The organism is Rhodanobacter sp. UC4451_H18 (genome assembly GCF_052978225.1).
On record NZ_CM129663.1, the window covers coordinates 31468 to 50516 of the forward strand.

At 68.8% G+C, this 19049-nt stretch carries 22 protein-coding genes; 14 read left to right on the forward strand and 8 right to left on the reverse strand.

The genetic code is table 11. The features are described 5' to 3' along the window. Nucleotides 1-53 precede the first annotated feature (53 nt). From rsfS to ACVCMG_RS00160, 4 genes are all read left to right on the forward strand, one after another. Nucleotides 54-440: a ribosome silencing factor gene (gene rsfS / locus ACVCMG_RS00145; protein ID WP_395119254.1), complete on the forward strand. Its 387-nt coding sequence runs from the start codon at nt 54-56 to the stop codon at nt 438-440. A 109-nt stretch (nt 441-549) separates the two neighbouring features. Beyond that, nucleotides 550-1020 (forward strand): 23S rRNA (pseudouridine(1915)-N(3))-methyltransferase RlmH, encoded by a 471-nt coding sequence (rlmH, locus tag ACVCMG_RS00150; protein ID WP_447114623.1) that lies wholly within the window; start codon nt 550-552, stop codon nt 1018-1020. A 254-nt stretch (nt 1021-1274) separates the two neighbouring features. Then, nucleotides 1275-1724 (forward strand): GNAT family N-acetyltransferase, encoded by a 450-nt coding sequence (locus ACVCMG_RS00155; RefSeq protein ID WP_395119252.1) that lies wholly within the window; start codon nt 1275-1277, stop codon nt 1722-1724. 39 nt (nt 1725-1763) lie between these two features. Beyond that, nucleotides 1764-2330: a Maf family protein gene (locus ACVCMG_RS00160; protein WP_395119251.1), complete on the forward strand. Its 567-nt coding sequence runs from the start codon at nt 1764-1766 to the stop codon at nt 2328-2330. A 7-nt stretch (nt 2331-2337) separates the two neighbouring features. On the opposite strand, the gene ACVCMG_RS00165 is transcribed toward ACVCMG_RS00160, so the two are convergent. After that, nucleotides 2338-3183 carry a CPBP family intramembrane glutamic endopeptidase gene (locus ACVCMG_RS00165; RefSeq protein ID WP_447114624.1) on the reverse strand — a complete coding sequence of 282 codons (846 nt, stop codon included), beginning with the start codon at nt 3181-3183 and terminating at the stop codon, nt 2338-2340. Between the two features lie 121 nt (nt 3184-3304). Here ACVCMG_RS00165 and ACVCMG_RS00170 point away from each other — a divergent pair, with 121 nt between their 5' ends. Then, on the forward strand, nt 3305-4081 hold the full coding sequence (locus ACVCMG_RS00170) for a class I SAM-dependent methyltransferase (RefSeq protein ID WP_447106326.1): 777 nt from the start codon (nt 3305-3307) through the stop codon (nt 4079-4081). Nucleotides 4082-4092: 11 nt separating this feature from the next. Here ACVCMG_RS00170 and ACVCMG_RS00175 read toward each other — a convergent pair whose 3' ends face one another. Beyond that, nucleotides 4093-4485 (reverse strand): MAPEG family protein, encoded by a 393-nt coding sequence (locus tag ACVCMG_RS00175; protein WP_395119247.1) that lies wholly within the window; start codon nt 4483-4485, stop codon nt 4093-4095. 108 nt (nt 4486-4593) lie between these two features. On the opposite strand from ACVCMG_RS00175, the gene ypfJ reads away from it, so the two are divergent. Both ypfJ and ACVCMG_RS00185 read left to right on the forward strand, forming a co-directional pair. Beyond that, nucleotides 4594-5451, forward strand: coding sequence for a KPN_02809 family neutral zinc metallopeptidase (gene ypfJ, locus ACVCMG_RS00180; RefSeq protein ID WP_395119245.1), 858 nt, complete (start codon nt 4594-4596; stop codon nt 5449-5451). 110 nt (nt 5452-5561) lie between these two features. Beyond that, the gene (locus ACVCMG_RS00185; protein WP_447106325.1) at nt 5562-5948 is read left to right on the forward strand and encodes a YkgJ family cysteine cluster protein; all 387 of its coding nucleotides are present in this window, start codon (nt 5562-5564) and stop codon (nt 5946-5948) included. A 26-nt stretch (nt 5949-5974) separates the two neighbouring features. Here ACVCMG_RS00185 and ACVCMG_RS00190 read toward each other — a convergent pair whose 3' ends face one another. Next, entirely contained in the window at nt 5975-7840 is a 1866-nt protein-coding gene (locus ACVCMG_RS00190) for a DEAD/DEAH box helicase (RefSeq protein WP_447114625.1), read from the reverse strand. A 158-nt stretch (nt 7841-7998) separates the two neighbouring features. Here ACVCMG_RS00190 and fghA point away from each other — a divergent pair, with 158 nt between their 5' ends. Further along, nucleotides 7999-8844 carry an S-formylglutathione hydrolase gene (gene fghA / locus ACVCMG_RS00195; protein ID WP_447114626.1) on the forward strand — a complete coding sequence of 282 codons (846 nt, stop codon included), beginning with the start codon at nt 7999-8001 and terminating at the stop codon, nt 8842-8844. Between the two features lie 102 nt (nt 8845-8946). On the opposite strand, the gene ACVCMG_RS00200 is transcribed toward fghA, so the two are convergent. Together ACVCMG_RS00200 and ACVCMG_RS00205 are read right to left on the reverse strand one after the other, a co-directional pair. Continuing rightward, on the reverse strand, nt 8947-10275 hold the full coding sequence (locus ACVCMG_RS00200) for a DEAD/DEAH box helicase (protein ID WP_395119237.1): 1329 nt from the start codon (nt 10273-10275) through the stop codon (nt 8947-8949). Nucleotides 10276-10420: 145 nt separating this feature from the next. Continuing rightward, a complete protein-coding gene (locus ACVCMG_RS00205) occupies nt 10421-11077 on the reverse strand; it encodes a class I SAM-dependent methyltransferase (protein ID WP_447114627.1) in 657 nt (218 codons plus the stop codon). A 129-nt stretch (nt 11078-11206) separates the two neighbouring features. On the opposite strand from ACVCMG_RS00205, the gene ACVCMG_RS00210 reads away from it, so the two are divergent. Further along, on the forward strand, nt 11207-12439 hold the full coding sequence (locus ACVCMG_RS00210; protein WP_447098627.1) for an MFS transporter: 1233 nt from the start codon (nt 11207-11209) through the stop codon (nt 12437-12439). Nucleotides 12440-12476: 37 nt separating this feature from the next. Beyond that, nucleotides 12477-12962 carry an FKBP-type peptidyl-prolyl cis-trans isomerase gene (locus ACVCMG_RS00215; RefSeq protein WP_395121409.1) on the forward strand — a complete coding sequence of 162 codons (486 nt, stop codon included), beginning with the start codon at nt 12477-12479 and terminating at the stop codon, nt 12960-12962. Between the two features lie 249 nt (nt 12963-13211). On the opposite strand, the gene ACVCMG_RS00220 is transcribed toward ACVCMG_RS00215, so the two are convergent. After that, a complete protein-coding gene (locus ACVCMG_RS00220) occupies nt 13212-13736 on the reverse strand; it encodes a C40 family peptidase (RefSeq protein WP_395121408.1) in 525 nt (174 codons plus the stop codon). 172 nt (nt 13737-13908) lie between these two features. Here ACVCMG_RS00220 and ACVCMG_RS00225 point away from each other — a divergent pair, with 172 nt between their 5' ends. The 4 genes from ACVCMG_RS00225 to ACVCMG_RS00240 all read left to right on the forward strand — a co-directional run bounded on the left by ACVCMG_RS00225 (nt 13909) and on the right by ACVCMG_RS00240 (nt 17875). Beyond that, the gene (locus ACVCMG_RS00225) at nt 13909-15168 is read left to right on the forward strand and encodes an NAD(P)/FAD-dependent oxidoreductase (RefSeq protein ID WP_447106322.1); all 1260 of its coding nucleotides are present in this window, start codon (nt 13909-13911) and stop codon (nt 15166-15168) included. A 51-nt stretch (nt 15169-15219) separates the two neighbouring features. Then, nucleotides 15220-16569: a glutathione-disulfide reductase gene (gene gorA / locus ACVCMG_RS00230; protein WP_447106321.1), complete on the forward strand. Its 1350-nt coding sequence runs from the start codon at nt 15220-15222 to the stop codon at nt 16567-16569. Nucleotides 16570-16665: 96 nt separating this feature from the next. Beyond that, nucleotides 16666-17445: an N-formylglutamate deformylase gene (gene hutG, locus ACVCMG_RS00235; protein ID WP_447106320.1), complete on the forward strand. Its 780-nt coding sequence runs from the start codon at nt 16666-16668 to the stop codon at nt 17443-17445. A gap of 187 nt (nt 17446-17632) precedes the next feature. Beyond that, nucleotides 17633-17875 (forward strand): hypothetical protein, encoded by a 243-nt coding sequence (locus ACVCMG_RS00240; protein WP_447106319.1) that lies wholly within the window; start codon nt 17633-17635, stop codon nt 17873-17875. A 44-nt stretch (nt 17876-17919) separates the two neighbouring features. Here the strand turns inward: ACVCMG_RS00240 and ACVCMG_RS00245 are convergent, their stop codons facing one another. Further along, on the reverse strand, nt 17920-18360 hold the full coding sequence (locus ACVCMG_RS00245; protein WP_395119223.1) for a RidA family protein: 441 nt from the start codon (nt 18358-18360) through the stop codon (nt 17920-17922). Then, on the reverse strand, nt 18357-19022 hold the full coding sequence (can, locus tag ACVCMG_RS00250) for a carbonate dehydratase (RefSeq protein WP_395119221.1): 666 nt from the start codon (nt 19020-19022) through the stop codon (nt 18357-18359). Before can ends, ACVCMG_RS00245 begins: the two co-directional genes overlap by 4 nt. Nucleotides 19023-19049: the final 27 nt, after the last annotated feature.

Sequence of the window (19049 nt, forward strand, 5' to 3'; positions counted from 1 at the left end):
TATACTGCGCCCGCGCCATTTTGCGCGGCGATCCTGCATCGAGGCCCACCCTTTTGAGCACAGCTCGTAGCACCCCGGCCGTCACCACGGCCACCCTGCGCAAGTGCGTCATCGACGCGCTCGAAGAACTGAAAGCCAAGGACATCCGCGAGATCGACGTCCGCGGCAAGACCTCCATCGCCGACCTGCTGGTGATCGCCTCCGGCACCTCCGCCCGCCACGTCAAATCCATTGCCGACGAAGTCGGCAAATTCGCCAAGAAGGCCGGCGTGATGCCGCTGGGCGTGGAAGGCGAGACCGAGGGCGAATGGGTACTGGTCGACCTGGGCGACGTGATCGTCCACGTGATGCTGCCCCGCATCCGCGAGTTCTACGGCCTGGAGCGGCTGTGGACGGTGGGTGACCACGGGCACGAAGCCGACGCCGCGCAAGCCGGCTGAATTTCGTGTGGGGTGCGTCGCAGGAGTGGCCCCTCACCTCAGTCCTCTCCCCGCAGGGGAGAGGAAGCGAACGCGGCGCTGCGCGCGTGTCATTTCATGAGAGCGGACCATGCGCGCGCGCCTGATCGCGGTCGGTGAACGCATGCCCGGGTGGGTGGCGGAAGGCTTCGCCGAATACCGCAAGTGGCTCTCGCACGAACTGCCGCTGGAGCTGGTCGAACTGAAGCCCGGCCTGCGCGGCAAGGGCCGCGACGATGCACGGGCGATCCAGGACGAGGGCGCCGCGCTACTCGCCGCCTTGCCGCACGACGCCCACGCGATCGCACTTGATGGCCGCGGCAAGGTCTGGTCGAGCGAGGACCTGGCCGAACAGCTGGCGGCATGGCGCATGGGCGGGCGCGATCTCGCCTTCCTGATCGGCGGTCCCGACGGTCATGCGCCCGAAGTCCTGGCGCGCGCCGACCAGCGCTGGTCGCTGGGCCCGCTGACCCTGCCGCACATGCTGGTGCGGCTGGTGCTGGCCGAGCAACTGTATCGCGCGTGCAAGATCGCGGCGGGGCATCCGTATCACCGGGGGTGAAGGTGGGGCCTCCTGCCCGGTCGTTTCGCCCGACCCTTTCGTCGTTCTCCCTGGGCATGGCGTGGTGAGCCCTTCGACTCCGCTGCGCTCAGGGCGAACGGAGTTTGCGGCTGGGCGAAGTACCCCGTCACGGGATGGTGGATGCATGCAACATCGCGTTGCGGGCCCGGGCGAGCTATGGTTTTCCGAATCCCGAATCCCGAATCCCGAATCCCGAATCCCGAATCCCGAATCCCGAATCCCGAATCCCCGCCATGCCAACCCACATCCAGCTCGCCACGATGGCAGACCTCGACACCCTGGTGCCGTTGTTCGACGGCTATCGCCAGTTTTACCGCCAGTCGCCCGACCTCCCGCGGGCGCGGGCGTTTCTCGCCGAGCGCATCGAGCGCGGCGAATCGCTGATCCTGCTGGCGCGCGACGATGACGGCACGGGGTTGGGTTTCACCCAGCTGTACCCGCTGTTCTCGTCGGTGCGCGCGGTGCGCACATGGCTGCTCAACGACTTGTTCGTGGCCCGGTCGGCGCGCCGACGCGGGGTGGCGGGTGCGTTGTTGCGGGTGGCGGCCGAGCAGGCGCGCGAACGGGGTGCGGCGAGCCTGTCGCTGTCCACGGCGCTGGACAATGCGCCGGCGCAGGCCTTGTACGAATCACTGGGCTGGCGGCGCGAATCGGGCTTCTGCGAGTACAGCCTGGGGCTGTGAGACGGCTATGCTGCCGGGATCGTCACGCCGGAACTGTCCATGCTTCATCTCGCTTCCCAGTCGCCGCGTCGGCGGCAGTTGCTGCAGCAGCTCGGCGTCGAGTTCGCCGTCATTGATGTCGAGGTGGTGGAGTGTCGCGACGCGGCGGAGTCGCCGCTGGCCTACGTGCAGCGGGTGGCGCACGACAAGGCGCGTGCGGGGCTGGCATCGCTCGGCGCTGATGCCGCCGACGCGGTGGTGCTGGGTGCCGACACCGAGGTGGTGCTCGACGGCGAGGTGTTCGGCAAGCCGCGCGATGCGCGGGATGCGGCGGCGATGCTGGGCCGGCTGGCCGGACGCACGCATGAGGTCATCTCGGCGCTGTGGCTGGTGGCGAACCGGCGCGAGCTGGCGGCGGTCAGCGTGTCGCAGGTGCGCTTTGCGGCGCTGGATGCGGCGGCCATCGCCGCCTACGTCGACACCGGCGAGCCATTCGGCAAGGCGGGTGGCTACGCGATCCAGGGCCGTGGCGCGGCCCTGGTCGAACACCTCGCCGGCAGCTATTCCGGCGTGATGGGCCTGCCCTTGTTCGAGACCGCACAGGCGCTGCGCAAGTTTGCGGATTGATCGCGGGTCAGCCTGCGTGAGCCGCCAGGAACCACGCCGCCGTGGCCAGTGCGTTGTTCGCTGCGTGTGCCATCACGCCGGGCCAGATCGAGCCCGAACGCAGGCGCAGCCAGGCCAGCGCCATCGCCAGCAGCCACAGGGCGGGCAGCGCGAACACCTGCCAGTTGAGCCCGGGCAGGTGGGCAGTCGCAAATATCACTGAACTCAGCACCGCGGCGCCGAACCGACCCCAACGCGGCTGCAGCGAAGACAGAAGCACGCCGCGGAACAGCAGCTCTTCCACCAGCGGCCCCAGGCTCGCCACCATCAGCATCAGCGGAATGCGCCAGCCCAGCGGCGTGTTCTCGCCCAGTTGCTGGATGTTCTGGGTGACCGGGTGGCCTTGCGCCAGCCAGTGCGTCAGCCAGCCGCCGAGCACGGGTGCGAGCAGGCCAATGACCACCGCCAGCGCGAGAAAGCCCAGCCGCGACGGGCGCACGAAGCCGAAACCCGGCGGCTGCGCCAGCGACCACAGCCGCGGCGAGCGCCGCCACACCAGCCACAGGATCGTGGCTGCCGCCAGGCCCAGCGTCAGCATTACCAGCAGCGCCTGCATGCCGGGCTGCCGCAGGGTTTCGCGGATGCGCACGGTGAAATCGGCCACGCCGTGCCAGTCTTGCAGGTGGCCGGTGGCGATGGCCAGCAGGACCACCAGCACGCTGCTGCCGGCTGCCTGCAGGGCGAAATAAAGCACGATCCAGCCCAGTGCCATCCACGGTCCGGGGGCCGTCGGCGCAGCGGTGGTGGCGGGGCGGATGTCGATGATCGAGGTTCCTTCAGCTGCGGCGAGTGACGAGCCGCGCCGCAGCGGCACGGCGTTCCTGGCAGCACGCTAGTCCGTGGCCGCGCTCCCGCGCAATCGGCCATCCGACACGGTCGCTACCGGCCGCATGGCGTAACATCGTGGCAGGAACCGATGCATCAGGGGGCGCGCGATGGCTATCGACTTTGGCAGGACGGCCGACGATTACGTACGCCATCGGGCGGGTTTTCCCGAAGCGTTCTTTGAACGCATCTTCCAGGATGGCACGGCGCGCGCCGGCCAGCAGGCGCTCGACCTGGGCAGCGGCACCGGCACGGTCGCCCGGGGCCTGGCGTTGCGCGGTTGCACGGTCACCGCGCTGGATCATTCGGCGCCGCTGCTGGCGCAGGCGGCCGAGCTCGACCGGGCTGCCGGCGTGCAGGTGAAGCAGGTGCGGGCGCGGGTCGAGAACGCGGATTTCCCGCCGGCCTCGTTCGACCTGGTCACCGCCGGGCAGTGCTGGCACTGGTTCGAGCGCGCACGCACCGCGGCCCTGGTGCGTCGCTGGTTGCGCCCGGGCGGACGCTTGCTGATTGCCCACTTCGACTGGCTGCCGTTGAACGGCAACATCGTGCAGGACACCGAGCGGCTGATCCTGGCCTGCAATCCCGGCTGGACCTTGCACAGCGGCAGCGGCCTGTATCCTGCCTGGTTGAAGGATGTGGCCGAGGCCGGTTTCACCGATTTGCGCACCTGGTCGTTCGACCTGGACATCCCCTACAGCCACGAGGCCTGGCGCGGCCGGATCCGTGCCAGCGCCGGTATCGGCGCCGTACTGGATGCGGCCAAGGTGAAGCATTTCGATGGGGAACTGGCCGCGATGCTGGCCAGCCGTCATCCGCACGAGCCGCTGGCGGTGCCACATCGCGTATGGGCCTTGAGCGCCGTGGCGCCGGGGTTGCCGGATTGACGGCAAGCGCGTCAGCCCACCGCCATCGCGCGCACCACGCCGATGGCGGCCATCACCAGCAAGGCGATCCAGCCGACTGAGGCCAGTCCGAAGCCGGGGCCGCGTTTCGCCGGCTCGGCCATGTACGCCACCGCGTACCACACCCGTCCCGCCACCCAGACCAGTCCGGCGATGCCGGCCCAGCCGGTGAAGCCGTAGGTCGCCGCCAGCCACAGCGTGGGCAGGAACATCACGGTCTGTTCCAGCGTATTCATCTGCACGCGATAGGCTCGCTCGAACATCGGGTGCCCACTGGTGGCCGGTGCCTTGATCGCGTACTTGCCGCGGGCGCGGCCCACCAGCCAGCTGGTGCCGAACAGCAGCAGGATGGTGAGCAGGGTAACCAGGGCGGGCAACTGGGTCATGGTGGTCCTCGGCAGATGGGGTATCGGTGGCGTGCCGCTTGGCGCGATCGCGGGCGTGGCGCTATCGTCGCACGATGGCGCCACCTCACGGCGCCCGGCGAGGACATCATGGATTGGCGAAAAGGTGGCAGCAGCAGCAACGTCGAGATCGGCGGCAACGGCGGCGGTCGGCGCTTCGGCGGCGGTGGCGGCCGGATGGGCATCGGCGGCCTGATCGTGCTCGCGATCCTGGGCTGGGTCTTCTTCAAGAATCCCATGGCCCTGCTCGATCAGGGCGGCAGCGCGTCCTACGCGCCCTCGTCCGACACGCCGGCCCAGGTCGATCCGGAGCAACAGGCCTTCGTCAGCGCGATCCTGCATTCGACCGAGCAGACCTGGGGGGAGATCTTCCAGGCCAGTGGCATGACCTATGTCGAGCCGAAGCTGCACCTGTTCAGCGGCGGCGTCAGCACCGGCTGCGGCGGCGCGACCAGCGCGGTGGGGCCGTTCTATTGCCCGGCCGACCAGAAGGTCTACCTCGACCTGGCCTTCTTCCAGCAATTGCAGGACGAGCTGCATTCGTCCGGCGACTTCGCCCGCGCCTACGTGATCGCCCACGAGGTGGGCCATCACGTGCAGAAGCTCACCGGCGTGTTCGACAAGGTCGACGAGGCACGCCGCCGCGGCGCGCCGATGGATGGCGCCGACGGCCTGTCGGTGCGCCAGGAGCTGCAGGCGGACTGCTACGCCGGCGTGTGGGCAAACCACAGCCAGCGCGAGTTGAACTGGCTGCAGCCGGGCGACATCGAGGAGGCCCTGAACGCCGCCAGCCACATCGGCGACGACGCCCTGCAGCAGCAGTCGCAGGGCCGGGTGCGGCCGGACACCTTCACCCACGGCACCTCGGCGCAGCGGGTGAAATGGTTCAAGACCGGCTTCGGCAGCGGCGACGTGAGTCAGTGCAACACGTTTGCGGGTGAACCCTGAGCGCGTGTTGAACGTATCGTTTGGTCCGCCGTGCGGCGGGTTGCGGACGCTCTAGAATCGTCCGCTGCGCGCCGCGGGGTGCGCCATGAGCTGCGCCCGGGTTCGATTCGATGCTGCATCCCTGTTTGCGTTGCGGTGCCTGCTGCGCGTATTTCCGCGTGGCCTTCCATTGGTCGGAGACGGAGGCGTTCCTGGGCGGCAAGGTGCCGCCGGAGCTGACCGAGAAACTCGATCCGCACCGCGTCGTGATGCGCGGCACGCAGGCCGCACGGCCGCGTTGCACCGCCTTGCAGGGCGTGGTGGGCGAGGCCGCGCAATGCGGTATCTATCCGCTGCGGCCATCGGTGTGCCGCGAGGTGCAGCCCTCGTGGGAGTTCGGTGCGGCCAGCCCGCAGTGCGACAAGGCGCGCCTGGCGCACGGTTTGCCGGTGCTGCAGCCGGAGGATTGGCTCGACCCCTTCGATGCCGGCGAGCCGCCGTTGCCGCAGAGTGCCTGAGCGGCCTCGACTGTCGGGCGCGCGCCTTATTTGCGCGGTGGTGGCTTGCTGCCTGTGCGCGGCTTGGCGCCGCCTGGCCTGAATCCGCCGGGTTTGTGGCCGCCCGGCTTGTGGCTGGGGGCGTGGTGTGCGGGCGGTGCCGCTGAGCCGGTGTCGTTGCCGTCCCACTCGTGGATGCGCAACTGCTGCTGCACCACCCACACCTTCTTCAGGTGCTCGAAGATTTCCTTCGGCATGCCGTCGGGCAGGTCGATCAGGCTGTAGTGGTCGCGGATGCTGAGGCGGCCGATGTACTGGCTGTCCAGTCCTGCCTCGTTGGCGATCGCGCCGATGATGTTGCCCGGCTTGACGCCATGCTCGTGGCCGACTTCGATGCGGTAGGTGCGCTTGCCTTGTTCGGTGGCATGCGCGCGCAGCGGGCGCGCCGCGAACTCGCGCGGTGGCGCGCCCTCGTGACTGCGCGGCTTGTGCTCGCGGGCCGTGCGGCTGGCACCGTCGCGCTCGCGCGGCTTGTGTTCGCGCGTGGCCGGCTCGTACTTCTCGCGCTTGGGCGGCGGCGCCAGCAGCAGCGGTTGGTCGCCCTGGGCGATGCGCGCCAGCGCGGCGGCGATCTCGACCGCCGGCACGTTGTGTTCCTGCTCGTACTGCTCGATCAGCTGCTGGAACTGGCCGAGGTCGCCCTGCGCCAGCATGTCGCTGATGCGCTGCTTGAACTTGCCGATGCGTACATCATTGACCACCTCGACCGACGGCAGCTGCATCTGCTCGATCGGCTGGCGGGTGGCGCGCTCGATCGCGTGCAGCATGCCGCGCTCGCGCGGGCTGACGAACAGGATCGCCTCGCCGCTGCGCCCGGCGCGGCCGGTGCGGCCGATGCGGTGCACGTAGCTTTCGGTGTCGTACGGGATGTCGTAGTTCAGCACGTGGCTGATCCGCTCCACGTCCAGCCCGCGCGCGGCCACGTCGGTGGCGACCAGGATGTCGAGCTTGCCGTCCTTCAGCTGCTGGATCACCCGCTCGCGCTGCGCCTGGGCGATGTCGCCGTTGATCGCGGCGGCGGCCAGGCCGCGCGCCTGCAGCTTCTCGGCCAGCTCCTCGGTGGCCTGCTTGGTGCGCGCGAAGATGATCATCGCGTCGAACGGCTCGGCCTCCAGGATGCGGGTCAAGGCATCGAGCTTGTGCATGCCGCTGACGAACCAGTAGCGCTGGTGGATGTTCGCCGCGGTCGTGGTCGAGGACTTGATGGTGACTTCGACCGGGTCCTTCAGATGCCGCTGCGCGATCTTGCGGATCGGCACCGGCATGGTCGCCGAGAACAGCGCGACCTGGCGCCCGGGCGGGGTGGCCTGCAGCACCTTCTCGACGTCGTCGATGAAGCCCATGCGCAGCATCTCGTCGGCCTCGTCGAGCACCAGGAATTTCAGCTCCGACAGGTCCAGCGTGCCCTTGTCCAGATGGTCGATCACGCGGCCGGGCGTGCCGACCACGACGTGCACGCCGCGCTTGAGCGAATGCAGCTGTGGGCCGTAGCTCTGGCCGCCGTAGATCGGCAGCACCTGGAAGCCGGGGACGTGCGCGGCATAGGTCTGGAACGCCTCGGCCACCTGGATCGCCAGCTCGCGCGTGGGCGCCAGCACCAGCGCCTGCGGCTTGCCGGCGCGGCGCTCGATGCGCGAGAGGATCGGCAAGGCGAACGCGGCGGTCTTGCCGGTGCCGGTCTGCGCCTGGCCCAGCACGTCGCGGCCTTCCAGCAGCGGCGGAATGGTGGCGGCCTGGATCGGCGAGGGCGACTCGTAGCCGACGTCGGCCAGCACGCGCTGAACGTCGGGGTGCAGTGCCAGCGCGCCAAAGCCGGACGGGACCGGGGCGTGGTCGGGAGTGGGGGATGACATGGGGAAACCTCGGAATGGAACGCAGCGCCGTGAATGAGACGCGCAAGGGGCGGATTCTACCAGTCTCTGCCGACGCGCGTGGCCGGCAAGCCTGAACGGGCTGCCATCGTGGCGGCCAAGTATGCTGGCGGTTCGCGCGACCAGGACAGTACAAAGCCATGGCCATCGAAACGATTTCCGAACAGCGCCTGCATGCGGGCGTGCAGGGTTTCTATCGGCATGAATCGCATGCCTGTGCCGGCCCCATGCGCTTTGCCGTCTACCAGCCGCCGCAGGCGGCGCGGCAGCAGTGTCCGGTGCTGTATTTCCTGGCCGGCCTCACCTGCACCGAGGAAACCGCCACGATCAAGGCCGGCGCGCAAAGGCTGGCGGCCGAACTGGGCCTGATCCTGGTGATGCCCGATACCAGCCCGCGGGATACCGGCTTCGACGGCGCCACCGGCGACTGGGAGTTCGGCGAAGGCGCCGGCTTCTACCTCGACGCCACCGAGGCACCGTGGTCGACGCGCTTCCGCATGGCCAGCTACGTCGTCGACGAACTGCCCGCGTTGATCGGCACCCATTTCCCGGCCGACCTCGCGCGCAGCGGCATCTGCGGCCATTCGATGGGTGGCCACGGCGCGCTGACCCTGGCCTTGAACAATCCTGCACGCTATCGCTCGGTGTCGGCCTTCGCCCCGATCGTGGCCCCCAGCCAGGTGCCGTGGGGGCGCAAGGCGCTGCCGCGTTACCTGGGCGACGACCCGGCGGCCTGGGCCGCGCACGATGCCTGCGAACTGGTGCGGCGGCAGACCTTTCCCGGCACCATCCTGATCGACCAGGGCGAGGCCGACGGCTTCCTTGAGGCGCAGCTGAAACCGGAACTGTTCGACCAGGCCTGCGCCGAATCCGGACAGGCCCTGCTGCTGCGCCGGCACGCCGGCTACGACCACAGCTACTGGTTCATCACCAGCTTCATCGACGACCACCTGCGGCACCACGCCGGGGCGCTGGGCTTGCTGTAGGAGCCCGCTCGCGGGCGATACCGTTGCCCCGGAGCCGCGAGGAAAAGAGCATCGCCCGCAAGCGTGCTCCTGCCGTGGGAGACTCGGCGCGTGTCGGCTTGCTCAGGCCTTGGCCGCCGGGCGCCGGTTGTTGCGGCGGCGCTGGTTGCCGGCGGCGTGATCGCCGCGGCCCTGCGGCGCGTAGCCGTTCGGCCGTGCCGCGCCGGCGGGCTTGCCCTGGCGCGGTGCCCGCGACTGCTGGCGCTGACCGCCGCCACCCTGCTTCGGACGCGGCGCGCCGGCATCCAGTCGCAGCGGGGCGGACGGCTCGTAACCGGCCACGGCGGTGATCGCGATGTCCTGCTTGAGCAATTTGCGGATGTCGAACAACAAGCCGGATTCGTCATGGCTGACCAGCGACAGCGCCAGGCCTTCCATGCCGGCCCGGCCGGTACGGCCGATCCGGTGCACGTAGTCTTCGGCGACCGACGGCAGGTCGAAGTTGATCACGATCGGCAACTGCTCGATGTCGATGCCGCGCGCGGCGATGTCGGTGGCGACCAGCACGGTGACGCGGCCGCTCTTGAAATCGCTGAGGGCGCGCGTGCGCGCGTTCTGGCTCTTGTTGCCGTGGATCGCGGCGCTGCGCAGGCCCGAGGCGTTGAGGTAGGTGACCAGCTTGTCGGCGCCGTGCTTGGTGCGGCTGAACACCAGGCTCTGGCGGCGGCTGTCCTGCGACAGCACGTGCAGCAGCAGGTCGCGCTTGCGCGAGGCGTCCACCGGGTGCACCTGGTGGCTGACCAGGGCGGTCACGGTGTTCGGCGCCGAGACCGAGATCTCGCGCGGGTTGTGCATGAACTCCATCGCCAGCGTCTTGATCGCCGGTGCGAAGGTGGCCGAGAACAGCAGGGTCTGGCGCTTCTTCGGCACCACCTGCAGGATGCGCTTCAGCGCCGGCAGGAAGCCCATGTCGAGCATGCGGTCGGCTTCGTCCAGCACCAGCGTTTCCACCGCGGAGAGGTCGAGCGTGCGCTGCTGCAGGTGGTCGATCAACCGGCCCGGGGTGGCAATGACGATGTCCACGCCGCGGCGCAGCGCATTGATCTGCGGACCCATGCCGACGCCGCCGAAGATGGTGGTGGCGCTGACGTGGATGTGCTTGCCGTAGTCGCGCATGTTCTCGTGGATCTGCGCGGCCAGCTCGCGGGTGGGGGTGAGGATCAGCGCGCGCGGGCGGCGGGTCATGGTCTGCCCGCTGGTCGAGAGCTTCTGCAGCAGGGGCAGCGCGAACGCGGCGGTCTTGCCGGTGCCGGTCTGGGCGGCGGCGAGCAGGTCGTGACCTTCCAGCGCCGGCGGGATCGCCGCGGCCTGGATCGGGGTGGGATTGGCGTAGCCGTAATCGGCGAGCGCACGCAACAACGCGGGCGCAAGGCCCAGCGAATCGAAGGACATGAAACACTCCTGGGCAACCCGGAGTGTTCATACCGTGTTGCGAAGCAAAGGGAAGGGGGGCGGCAGGTGCCGCTGCCATCGTGAAGACGACGGCCCGGCAAGTATAGCGGATTCGACGCGCCGGCGTCTGCCCCTTCGGCAGGAGTCAGCGCGGGTGGTGCGCCACCACCAGGTAGCTGTTGAACGGGGTGCGCCCACGCAACGGCTCGATGCGCACCTCCAGCCCCGCCTGCTCGAGTGGCTCGCGCAATTCGCCGGCACTCGGATAATGCTGCGCACCGCCGGAAATCCAGCCGGAGGCATGCAGAAAGAACTCCTCCACGCGGGTGACGTGGAAGCGCCAGTTGGCCTCGCGCAGTACGTTGCGGATGATTAGGCAGCCCTGCGGCGACAGGTGCCGGGCGGCGTCCCGCAGCAGGGCCGGCTGGCGCACGGCGGGCAGATAGTGCAGTACGTCGAGCAGGGCGACATGGCCCTGCTGCGCGGGCAGTTCGGCGGCGTCGGCCTGTTGCAGCCGCATCATGGCATCGAGTCCTGCGCGTTGCACCGCACGTTGGCCCGCCAAGATCTTGCGCGGGTCGTGGTCCAGTCCGAGGTAGGGCTGGTGGTGGCCTTGCGCGTGCAGGTACTGGCCCAGCAGGCCGATGCCGCAACCGATGTCCAGCAGCGGCAATGCGGTGCCGTCGATCCGCGCCGCCACGGCCGCGTAGACCGGGTCGCTGGCCAGCTTGCCGCGCACGTAGCCACGCTGCAGGCTGCCCTGATAGAGCCGGGCGATGCGTTGCCGGGTGTGACGGTCCATGCGCGTCCCGCGTGCCGAAGATGCGGCCAGCCTAGCAAGCTTGCCGGGGCGGTGCGGGGTTGCGTGGCGGGCCGGCCTCGTGCATACCGTGCGCAGCGCTGGCCGACGGCCGCTCCCTGGAGTTCCGCGATGTCATGGTTTGCACCCCTGCGCCAACTCGATGTCACCCAGCGGCATACGGTGGCGGCGAGCTTCCTGGGCTGGACGCTGGATGCGTTCGACTTCTTTCTGCTGGTGTTCGTGCTGGGCGACATCGCCGACGATTTCCACGTGCACAAGACCGAGGTGACGCTGGGCATTTTGCTGACCCTGGCGGCCCGCCCGCTCGGCGCTCTGCTGTTCGGCAGGCTGGCCGATCGCTACGGGCGCCGGCCGGTGCTGATGTTCGACGTGCTGCTGTTCTCGTTGCTGGAACTCGCCTGCGCCTTCGCGCCGACGCTGACCGTGTTGCTGGTGCTGCGCTTCGCCTTCGGCATCGCGATGGGCGGCGAGTGGGGCATCGGCGCTTCGCTGGCGCTGGAGAGCATCCCGGCGCGTTCCCGCGGCATGGTTTCCGGGCTGCTGCAGAGCGGCTACCCGTGCGGCTACTTTCTCGGCGCGATCGCCTACTGGGTGGTATTCGACGTGCTGGGCCTGGGCTGGCGCGCGATGTTCGTCGTTGGCGTGCTGCCGGCGTTGCTGGTGCTGTATCTGCGCAGCAAGGTGCCCGAGTCGCCGGTGTGGCAGGCGGGACAGGTGGGCAGGCAGCGGCGGAGCCTGCGCGATTCGATGCGCGGGCAATGGAAGCGACTGCTGTACATGATGCTGCTGATGATGGCGTTCAACATGTTCAGCCATGGCTCGCAGGACATGTATCCGACCTTCCTCAAATCGCAGTTGCACCTGCAGGTCGGCGCGGTGACCGTGCTGACGATGCTGCTCAACGCAGGCGCCATCCTCGGTGGTCTGAGCTTCGGTGCCTGGTCCGAACGCATCGGCCGGCGGCGGGCGATGATCGTGGCGGCGCTGCTGGCCTTGCCGTGCATTCCGCTGTGGACGCATGGCGGCTCGCTGGTGCTGCTCGGGTTGGGCGCGTTCCTCATCCAGGTGATGGTGCAGGGGGCTTGGGGCATCGTGCCGGCCTACCTCAACGAGTTGTCGCCCGACGACGTGCGCGGCACCTTGCCCGGCTTCGCCTACCAGCTGGGCAATCTTCTGGCCGCGAGCACGGCCACCGCACAATCGTGGCTGGCCGACCGCAGCGGCGGCAACTATGCGCTGGTGATGGCGGGGTGGATGGCCGTGGTCGCCGTCGCGCTGGCGCTGCTGGCCTGGCTGGGGCCGGAGGTGCGCGGTACGCGCTTTGGCAGGTCGCACTCCTGATAGAATCGCCGGTTTGCGCCCTCTTGCGAGACACATGATGAAAGCTGGAAAGGACAAGGTGGTTTCCCTGCACTACACGCTGACGGTGGCCGGCGACAAGGTCGAAAGCTCGCACGACCGCGACGAGCCGTTGTGGGTGCTGCTTGGCCACGGCCAGCTGATTCCCGGTCTGGAAGCCGCCCTGGAAGGCCACGAAGCCGGCGAGAATCTCGCGGTGGACGTGGCCGCCGTGGACGCCTACGGCGAGCGCCAGGAAGGCCAGATCCAGCGCATGTCCAAGAAGTACTTCCCGCAGGCCAGCCGACTCAAGCCCGGCATGGTCACCGTGCTGCAGCTGAAGCAGGGCGGCCAGCGCGCCGTCACCGTGCACAAGGTCGGCATGAGCACGATCGACGTGGATCTCAACCATCCGATGGCCGGCAAGGACCTGCATTTCGATGTCGCCATCGGCGAGGTGCGCGAGGCCACCGAGGAAGAACTCCAGCACGGCCATGCCCATCCGCCGGGCAGTGCGGAGCACTGAGCAGGGGATATCGAATCAAGGCAATGACGGCGCCCTCGGGCGCCGTCATTCGTTGGCCCTCTCCCTTCCACGGGAGCGTTGGAGAGGGGTAGCCCGGGCGGCCTGCGGAAGTCCTCTTGCGGGTGAAAGGTCCGGATGAGGGCCGGCAATTCGTGCAGGGGCGCACCCTGTGCGCGACGATCTTCGCCGCGTAACGAAAGGCATCGTGCACAAGGTGCGCTCCTGCAGGGTTCCGGCCCGTGTGGCCCCTCAATCCAGCACCCGCTTCCCGTACGCGAAATGATCGCCCCAGTACGGCCCGTCGATGTCGTCCAGCCGCACCGTGCCACCGCTGTTCGGCGCATGCACGAAACGCCCCTTGCCGACGTACACGCCGACGTGACTGATGCTGCCGCCGATGTCGAAGAACACCAGGTCGCCGCTGGCCAACTGGGTCATGCGCTTCACCTTGTGCGCGCGCATCGAGGCCATGGCGTGCGAGGTGCGTGGCAGGGCGATGCCGGCCGCCGTGCGGTAGATGTAATCGACCAGCCCGCTGCAGTCGAAGCCGCCGGCCGGCGTGTTGCCGCCCCAGCGATAAGGCGTGCCCACCAGGCCGATCGCGCGGAACAGGATGTCGTTGGCTTCGCCCGCGCTGGCGGCTGACGGTGCGCGTGGCGGCAGGTCGGCCAGCGCGGAATGCGAAGTCCTGTAGGTCGGCTCGCGATGGTGCGGCGCGCTGGCGCAAGCGGCCAGCAACGCGAGCATGGCGCCGAGCAGCAAGGCGTGCGTCATGCGCCGGACGGCGGCGATCGACGTGACGCGGCGTGTTCGGTCCATGCGCATGGCGGGGTCCCGGCTTGAGTCGGGCTGAGGTTATCAAATCAATGGGTTGGAAGAAAGTTCTCACAAGTTGGTGCAGTTGTGGCCATGCCGCGGTATCGGCGCAGCTGGTTACAATCCGTCGATGGATTCGGATCGCGACGATGTGTTGATCCTTGGCGGCGGCGTCATCGGGCTGGCCTGTGCGCTGCAACTGCGCAAGGCCGGTGCCAGCGTGCGCGTGCTGGAGCAGGGCACGCCCGGTTGCGGCAGTTCGCACGGCAACTGCGGCACCATCACGCCCAGCCATGCGGCGTCGCTGGCCATGCCGGGAATGATCGGCGTCGCGTTGCGGTCGATCGCCCACGCAGACGCGCCGCTGTATCTCGACCCGCGCCTGGACGGGCCGCGGCTGCGCTGGCTGCTGGGTTTCGCGCGCCATTGCAACTGGCGCGACTTTCATGCGGCGACCCATGCGCGGCTGGCGATCCTGCAGCGCTCGCGCCGGTTGCTCGGCGAGCTGGTGCGTGACGAAGGGCTCGACTGCGAGTTCAGCGAGCAGGGCACCTTGCATGTCTACCGCACGGACCGGCTGCGCCAGGCGGACGAGAAGGGGCATGCGGCGCTGCTGGAAAAACTCGGCGTGACGGTGCAGCGCCTGGACGGCGCCGAGGTCGAGGCGATGGAGCCGGCCTTGAAACCGGGCGTGGCCGGCGGCGTGCTGCATCCGCAGGATGCCTCGCTGCGGCCGGACCGCTACGCGGCCGAGCTGGCGCGCCGCGTGCTCGAATGCGGCGGCACGATCGAGAGCGGTGCGTGCATCGAGGGCTTCATCACCGACGGTACGCGAATCACCGGCGTGCGCACTTCTCGCGGCGCGTTCCGCGGCGAGCGCATCGTGATGGCGCTGGGCGCGTGGTCGCCGCTGCTGGCACGACAACTGGAGCTGCGCCTGCCGATGCAGCCGGGCAAGGGTTATTCGATCACCTGGGATCGTCCCGCGCTGGCGCCGCGCCGTGCGCTGAGCCTGCGCGAACCTTCCGTCTGCGTCACCTGCTGGAGCGACGGTTTCCGGTTGGGCAGCACGATGGAGTTCTCCGGCTACCGCGCCGGGCTCAATCGCACCCGTCTGGAGGCGTTGCGCCGCGGCGCCGCCGCGAACCTGCGCGAACCGGCCGGTGGCCGGCTGTTGGAGGAATGGTGGGGTTGGCGACCGATGAGCGTCGACGAAGTGCCGATCATCGGCCCCAGCACGCGCTGGACCAATCTGTGCCTGGCCACCGGCCATGGCATGCTGGGGGTGAGCATGTCGGCGGCCACCGGTGAACTGGTGGCGTCGCTGCTGGCCGGCACGCCGGCGCTGCTCGACGCCACCCCCTACGCACCCGCGCGTTTCGGGCTGTAGCGATCGCGGCGCCATCCGTCGGCGCCTCCCACGAACGCCGAGGAGCATGCGATGACGGCAAGCCATGACCTGATCGTGCTGGGCGCCGGTTCCGGCGGCCTGGCCACGGCCTTTCGCGCAGCCAGGCATGGTGCCCGCGTGGCCCTGGTCGAGCCGCGAGAACTGGGCGGCACCTGCGTCCATCGCGGTTGCGTGCCGAAGAAGGCCATGTGGATCGCCGCGCAATGGGCGCAGGAGCAGCGCTGGGCGACAGCGCTGGGGTTCGATGCACAGCCCGGGCCGCTGGATTGGCGGCACTTTCGCGAGGTGCGCGTGGCCTACATCGGAGGCATCGACCGTCGTTATGCCGAACGGCTGGAGCAGGCCGGTGTCGAGCTTGTGCGGCAGGCCGCGCGATTCGTCGCGACGGACACGGTGGAGCTGGCCGATGGCCGCCGCACGCAGGCGCCGCACGTGGTGATCGCCACCGGCGCACGGCCGCGTCGGCTGGATCTCCCCGGCTTCGATCTGGGTCTGGTGTCGGACGACATCTTCGCGCTCGACGCCGCGCCCGCGCGCGTGGCGATCGTCGGCGGCGGTTACGTGGCGTCGGAGTTCGCCGGCTTGCTGCGGGCGCTCGGCTGCAGCGTCGAGATGCTGGCGCGCGAGCGCCTGCTCGGCGGGTTCGACGCGGAACTGGTGCGCGCCCTGCGCGAACACATGCATGGCCAGGGCATCGCCGTGCAGCTGGACACCGACGTGCGCGGCGCACGTCGCACCGACGATGGCATCGTGCTGGACGACGCTGCCGTTGCCGGCACGCGAGGTCCCTACGACGCGGTGCTGTGGGCGGTGGGGCGCGTGCCGAACACCGAATCGCTGGGCCTGGATACTGTCCGCGTGAAGCGGGACGACAAGGGCCACGTCACGACCGATGCCTGGCAGGACACCAACGTCGCGGGCATCCACGCGGTGGGCGACGTCACCGGCCGGCATGCGCTGACCCCGGTGGCGGTGGCCGCCGGGCGCGCGCTTGCCGACCGCCTGTTCGGCGGGCAGGACGAGTCGTGGCTGGATTACCGCAACATCCCCAGCGTGGTGTTCTCCAAGCCACCGCTGGGTCGCGTCGGCCTTACCGAGGAAGAGGCCCGCGAGCGCCACGGCGACGCGGTGCGCATCCACTGCAGCCGCTTCACGCCCATGGCCTGGGCGCTGGTGGGCAAGCGTGAGCAGAGCCTGATGAAACTGGTGTGCGTTGGCGAGGACGAACGCGTCGTCGGCATTCATCTGCTGGGCGCGAGTGCCGACGAGATGCTGCAAGGGTTCGCGGTAGCCCTGAAGCGCGGCATCCGCAAGCGCGATCTCGATGCCACGGTGGCGATCCACCCGACCTCGGCGGAAGAGCTGGTGTTGATGGATTAGTGGCCGCGATCGAAGACTCGGGATTCGGGGGAGCGGCCGCATGCGGGCTTTGGCTTTCGACTCCCCAACCCTGATCCCGGCCCTTAGACTACCCCCATGGACACGTTCACCTTGCACCGGGGCCGCGTACCCCTGCTGATCAGCCTGCCGCACGATGGCAGCTTCATTCCCGCCGACATCGCCGCGCGCATGCCCCCGGCCGCGCGGCGCTCGCCCGATACGGATTGGCACGTGGCGCGGTTGTACGAGCCGCTGGCCGAGGCGCTGGGCGCCAGCGTGCTGAAACCTGCCGCCTCGCGTTACGTGGTCGACCTCAATCGGCCTGCCGATGGCCATGCGCTGTATCCGGGCCAGCGCGAGACCGGCCTGGTGCCGTTGATCGGCTTCGATGGCGAGCCCTTGTACCGCGACGGCGATGCGCCCGACGCGGCCGAAGTTCAACGGCGGATAAACGAGTACTGGCAGCCTTACCACGATGCATTGGCGCAGGAACTTGCGCGGTTGCGGGCCGAACACGGCCGCGTGGTGCTGTGGGAAGGCCATTCGATCCGCAGTCGCGTGCCGATGCTGTTCGAGGGCAGGCTGCCGGATTTCAACCTCGGCACGGCAAACGGGGCGAGCTGCGATGCCGCCCTGCAGATGCGCCTGGCCGATGGCCTGCAGGCGCAATCGCGCTTCAGCGTTGCGATCAACGGGCGTTTCAAGGGCGGTTACATCACCCGTCATTACGGTCGCCCGGACGCCGGCGTGCAGGCGGTGCAACTGGAGCTGGTGCAGCTCAATTACATGGACGAGGCGAGCTTTGCCTATGACGCGTCGAAGGCGTCGCAGGTGCAGGCGTTGATCGAATCCTTGTTGCGCACCTGCCTGGACTGAACGCAAGAAATTGCCGGCGGCCGGAGCGTTTTTCGACTGTCAAGATCCGGCGCGATCCGGCGCACCGAAATGGCCTGCTGCATTCAGCAGCCGTATGTCCTGTGCGCCGCATTGTCTTGCCGTCGCGCCACCCGAGGCGCCGGGTTCCGGCCGGGCTCGCGGCATTTCTTCTCCGAGGTTTGTCACCATGATGCGTAATGTTCTGATTGCCTCCCTGCTGGTTGCGGGCGTGGCGCTTTCCGGCTCCGTGCTGGCCCAGGCTGCTGCCCCGCAGGCCGCCGCCCCCGCGGCGCAGGCTGCCGTGGCAGCCAAGGCCGCCCCGGCGACCGAAGCTGCGCCGAAAGCCGCTGCGCACACGACGACGCACCACAAGACCCACAAGCATCACAAGAGCCACAAGAAGGCCGCCGCCACGCCGACCGCGGGCTGATCCCGCGCCGGCCTGGAAAGGTTCTGGCTGAGTGCCCCGCCGACTCAGGTCGGCGGGTTTTTTTGTGCCGGCAGCGCGGCGATGCACTTGAGCTCGATCGCGATCGGCGTGGGCAGGCTGTGGATGCCCAGCGTGGTGCGGCAGGCGTCGACGCCGGCGAAATATTCCGCGTAGAGGCGGTTGTAGGTCGCAAAGTCGCGCGCCATGTCGGTCAGGAACACGGTGACGTCGATGAGATCGGTCCACTGCGCACCGCTGGCTTCCAGCACGGCGCGCACGTTGGCGAACACCTGTCGGCATTGCGCCTCGATGTCGTAGTCGAGCAGACGGCCATCCGCGTCGTGGACGTTGCCGGGAATGGCATTGCTGCCCGGTTGACGCGGGCCGACGCCGGACAGGAACAGCAAATCTCCGACCCGCCGCGCGTGCGGATAGGCGCCCACCGGTTGCGGCGCGGCGTCGGTGCGGATACCCGCGCCGCTCATGCGCCGCCGGTCCAGCGACGGGTCAGCTGGGCCACCGCCTGCTCATAGGCTTCGGGCAACTGTTCGCGGCCGCGCACGTCCAGCCCCAGGTCGTGCATGTGACCGTTGTCCAGGCCGTAGATCCACGCGTGCACGGCCAGTTGCTGACCACGCTCCCAGGCTTCACGCACCACCGTGGTGTGGCAGACGTTGAGCGCCTGTTCCAGCGCGTTCAACTCGCACAGGTGGGCGTGGCGCAGGGCGAACGACTGGTTCGGGTCGAGCTTGTCCGAGTGCTTCAGGGCAATGTCGGTGATGTGCCGCAGCCAGTTGTCGATCAGGCCGAGGCGGCTCTCCTTCAACACCGCGCCGACGCCGCCGCAGCCGTAGTGGCCGACGACCAGGATGTGCTTGACCTTGAGCACGTCGACCGCGAACTGGATCGTGCTGAGCGCGTTGAGGTCGGTGTGCACCACCACGTTGGCTACGTTGCGATGCACGAAGATCTCGCCCGGCGGCAGGTCGACGATCTGGGTGGCCGGAACGCGCGAATCCGAGCAGCCGATCCACAGATACTGCGGCGCCTGCTGCTGCGACAACTTCTCGAAAAAGGTCGGGTCCTGCGTGGTGACCTGATCGGCCCAGCGGCGGTTGTTGGCAAGCAGATCGTTCAGTGAGTTCATCGAGGTTCCAGGCGTTTCGGACGGGTG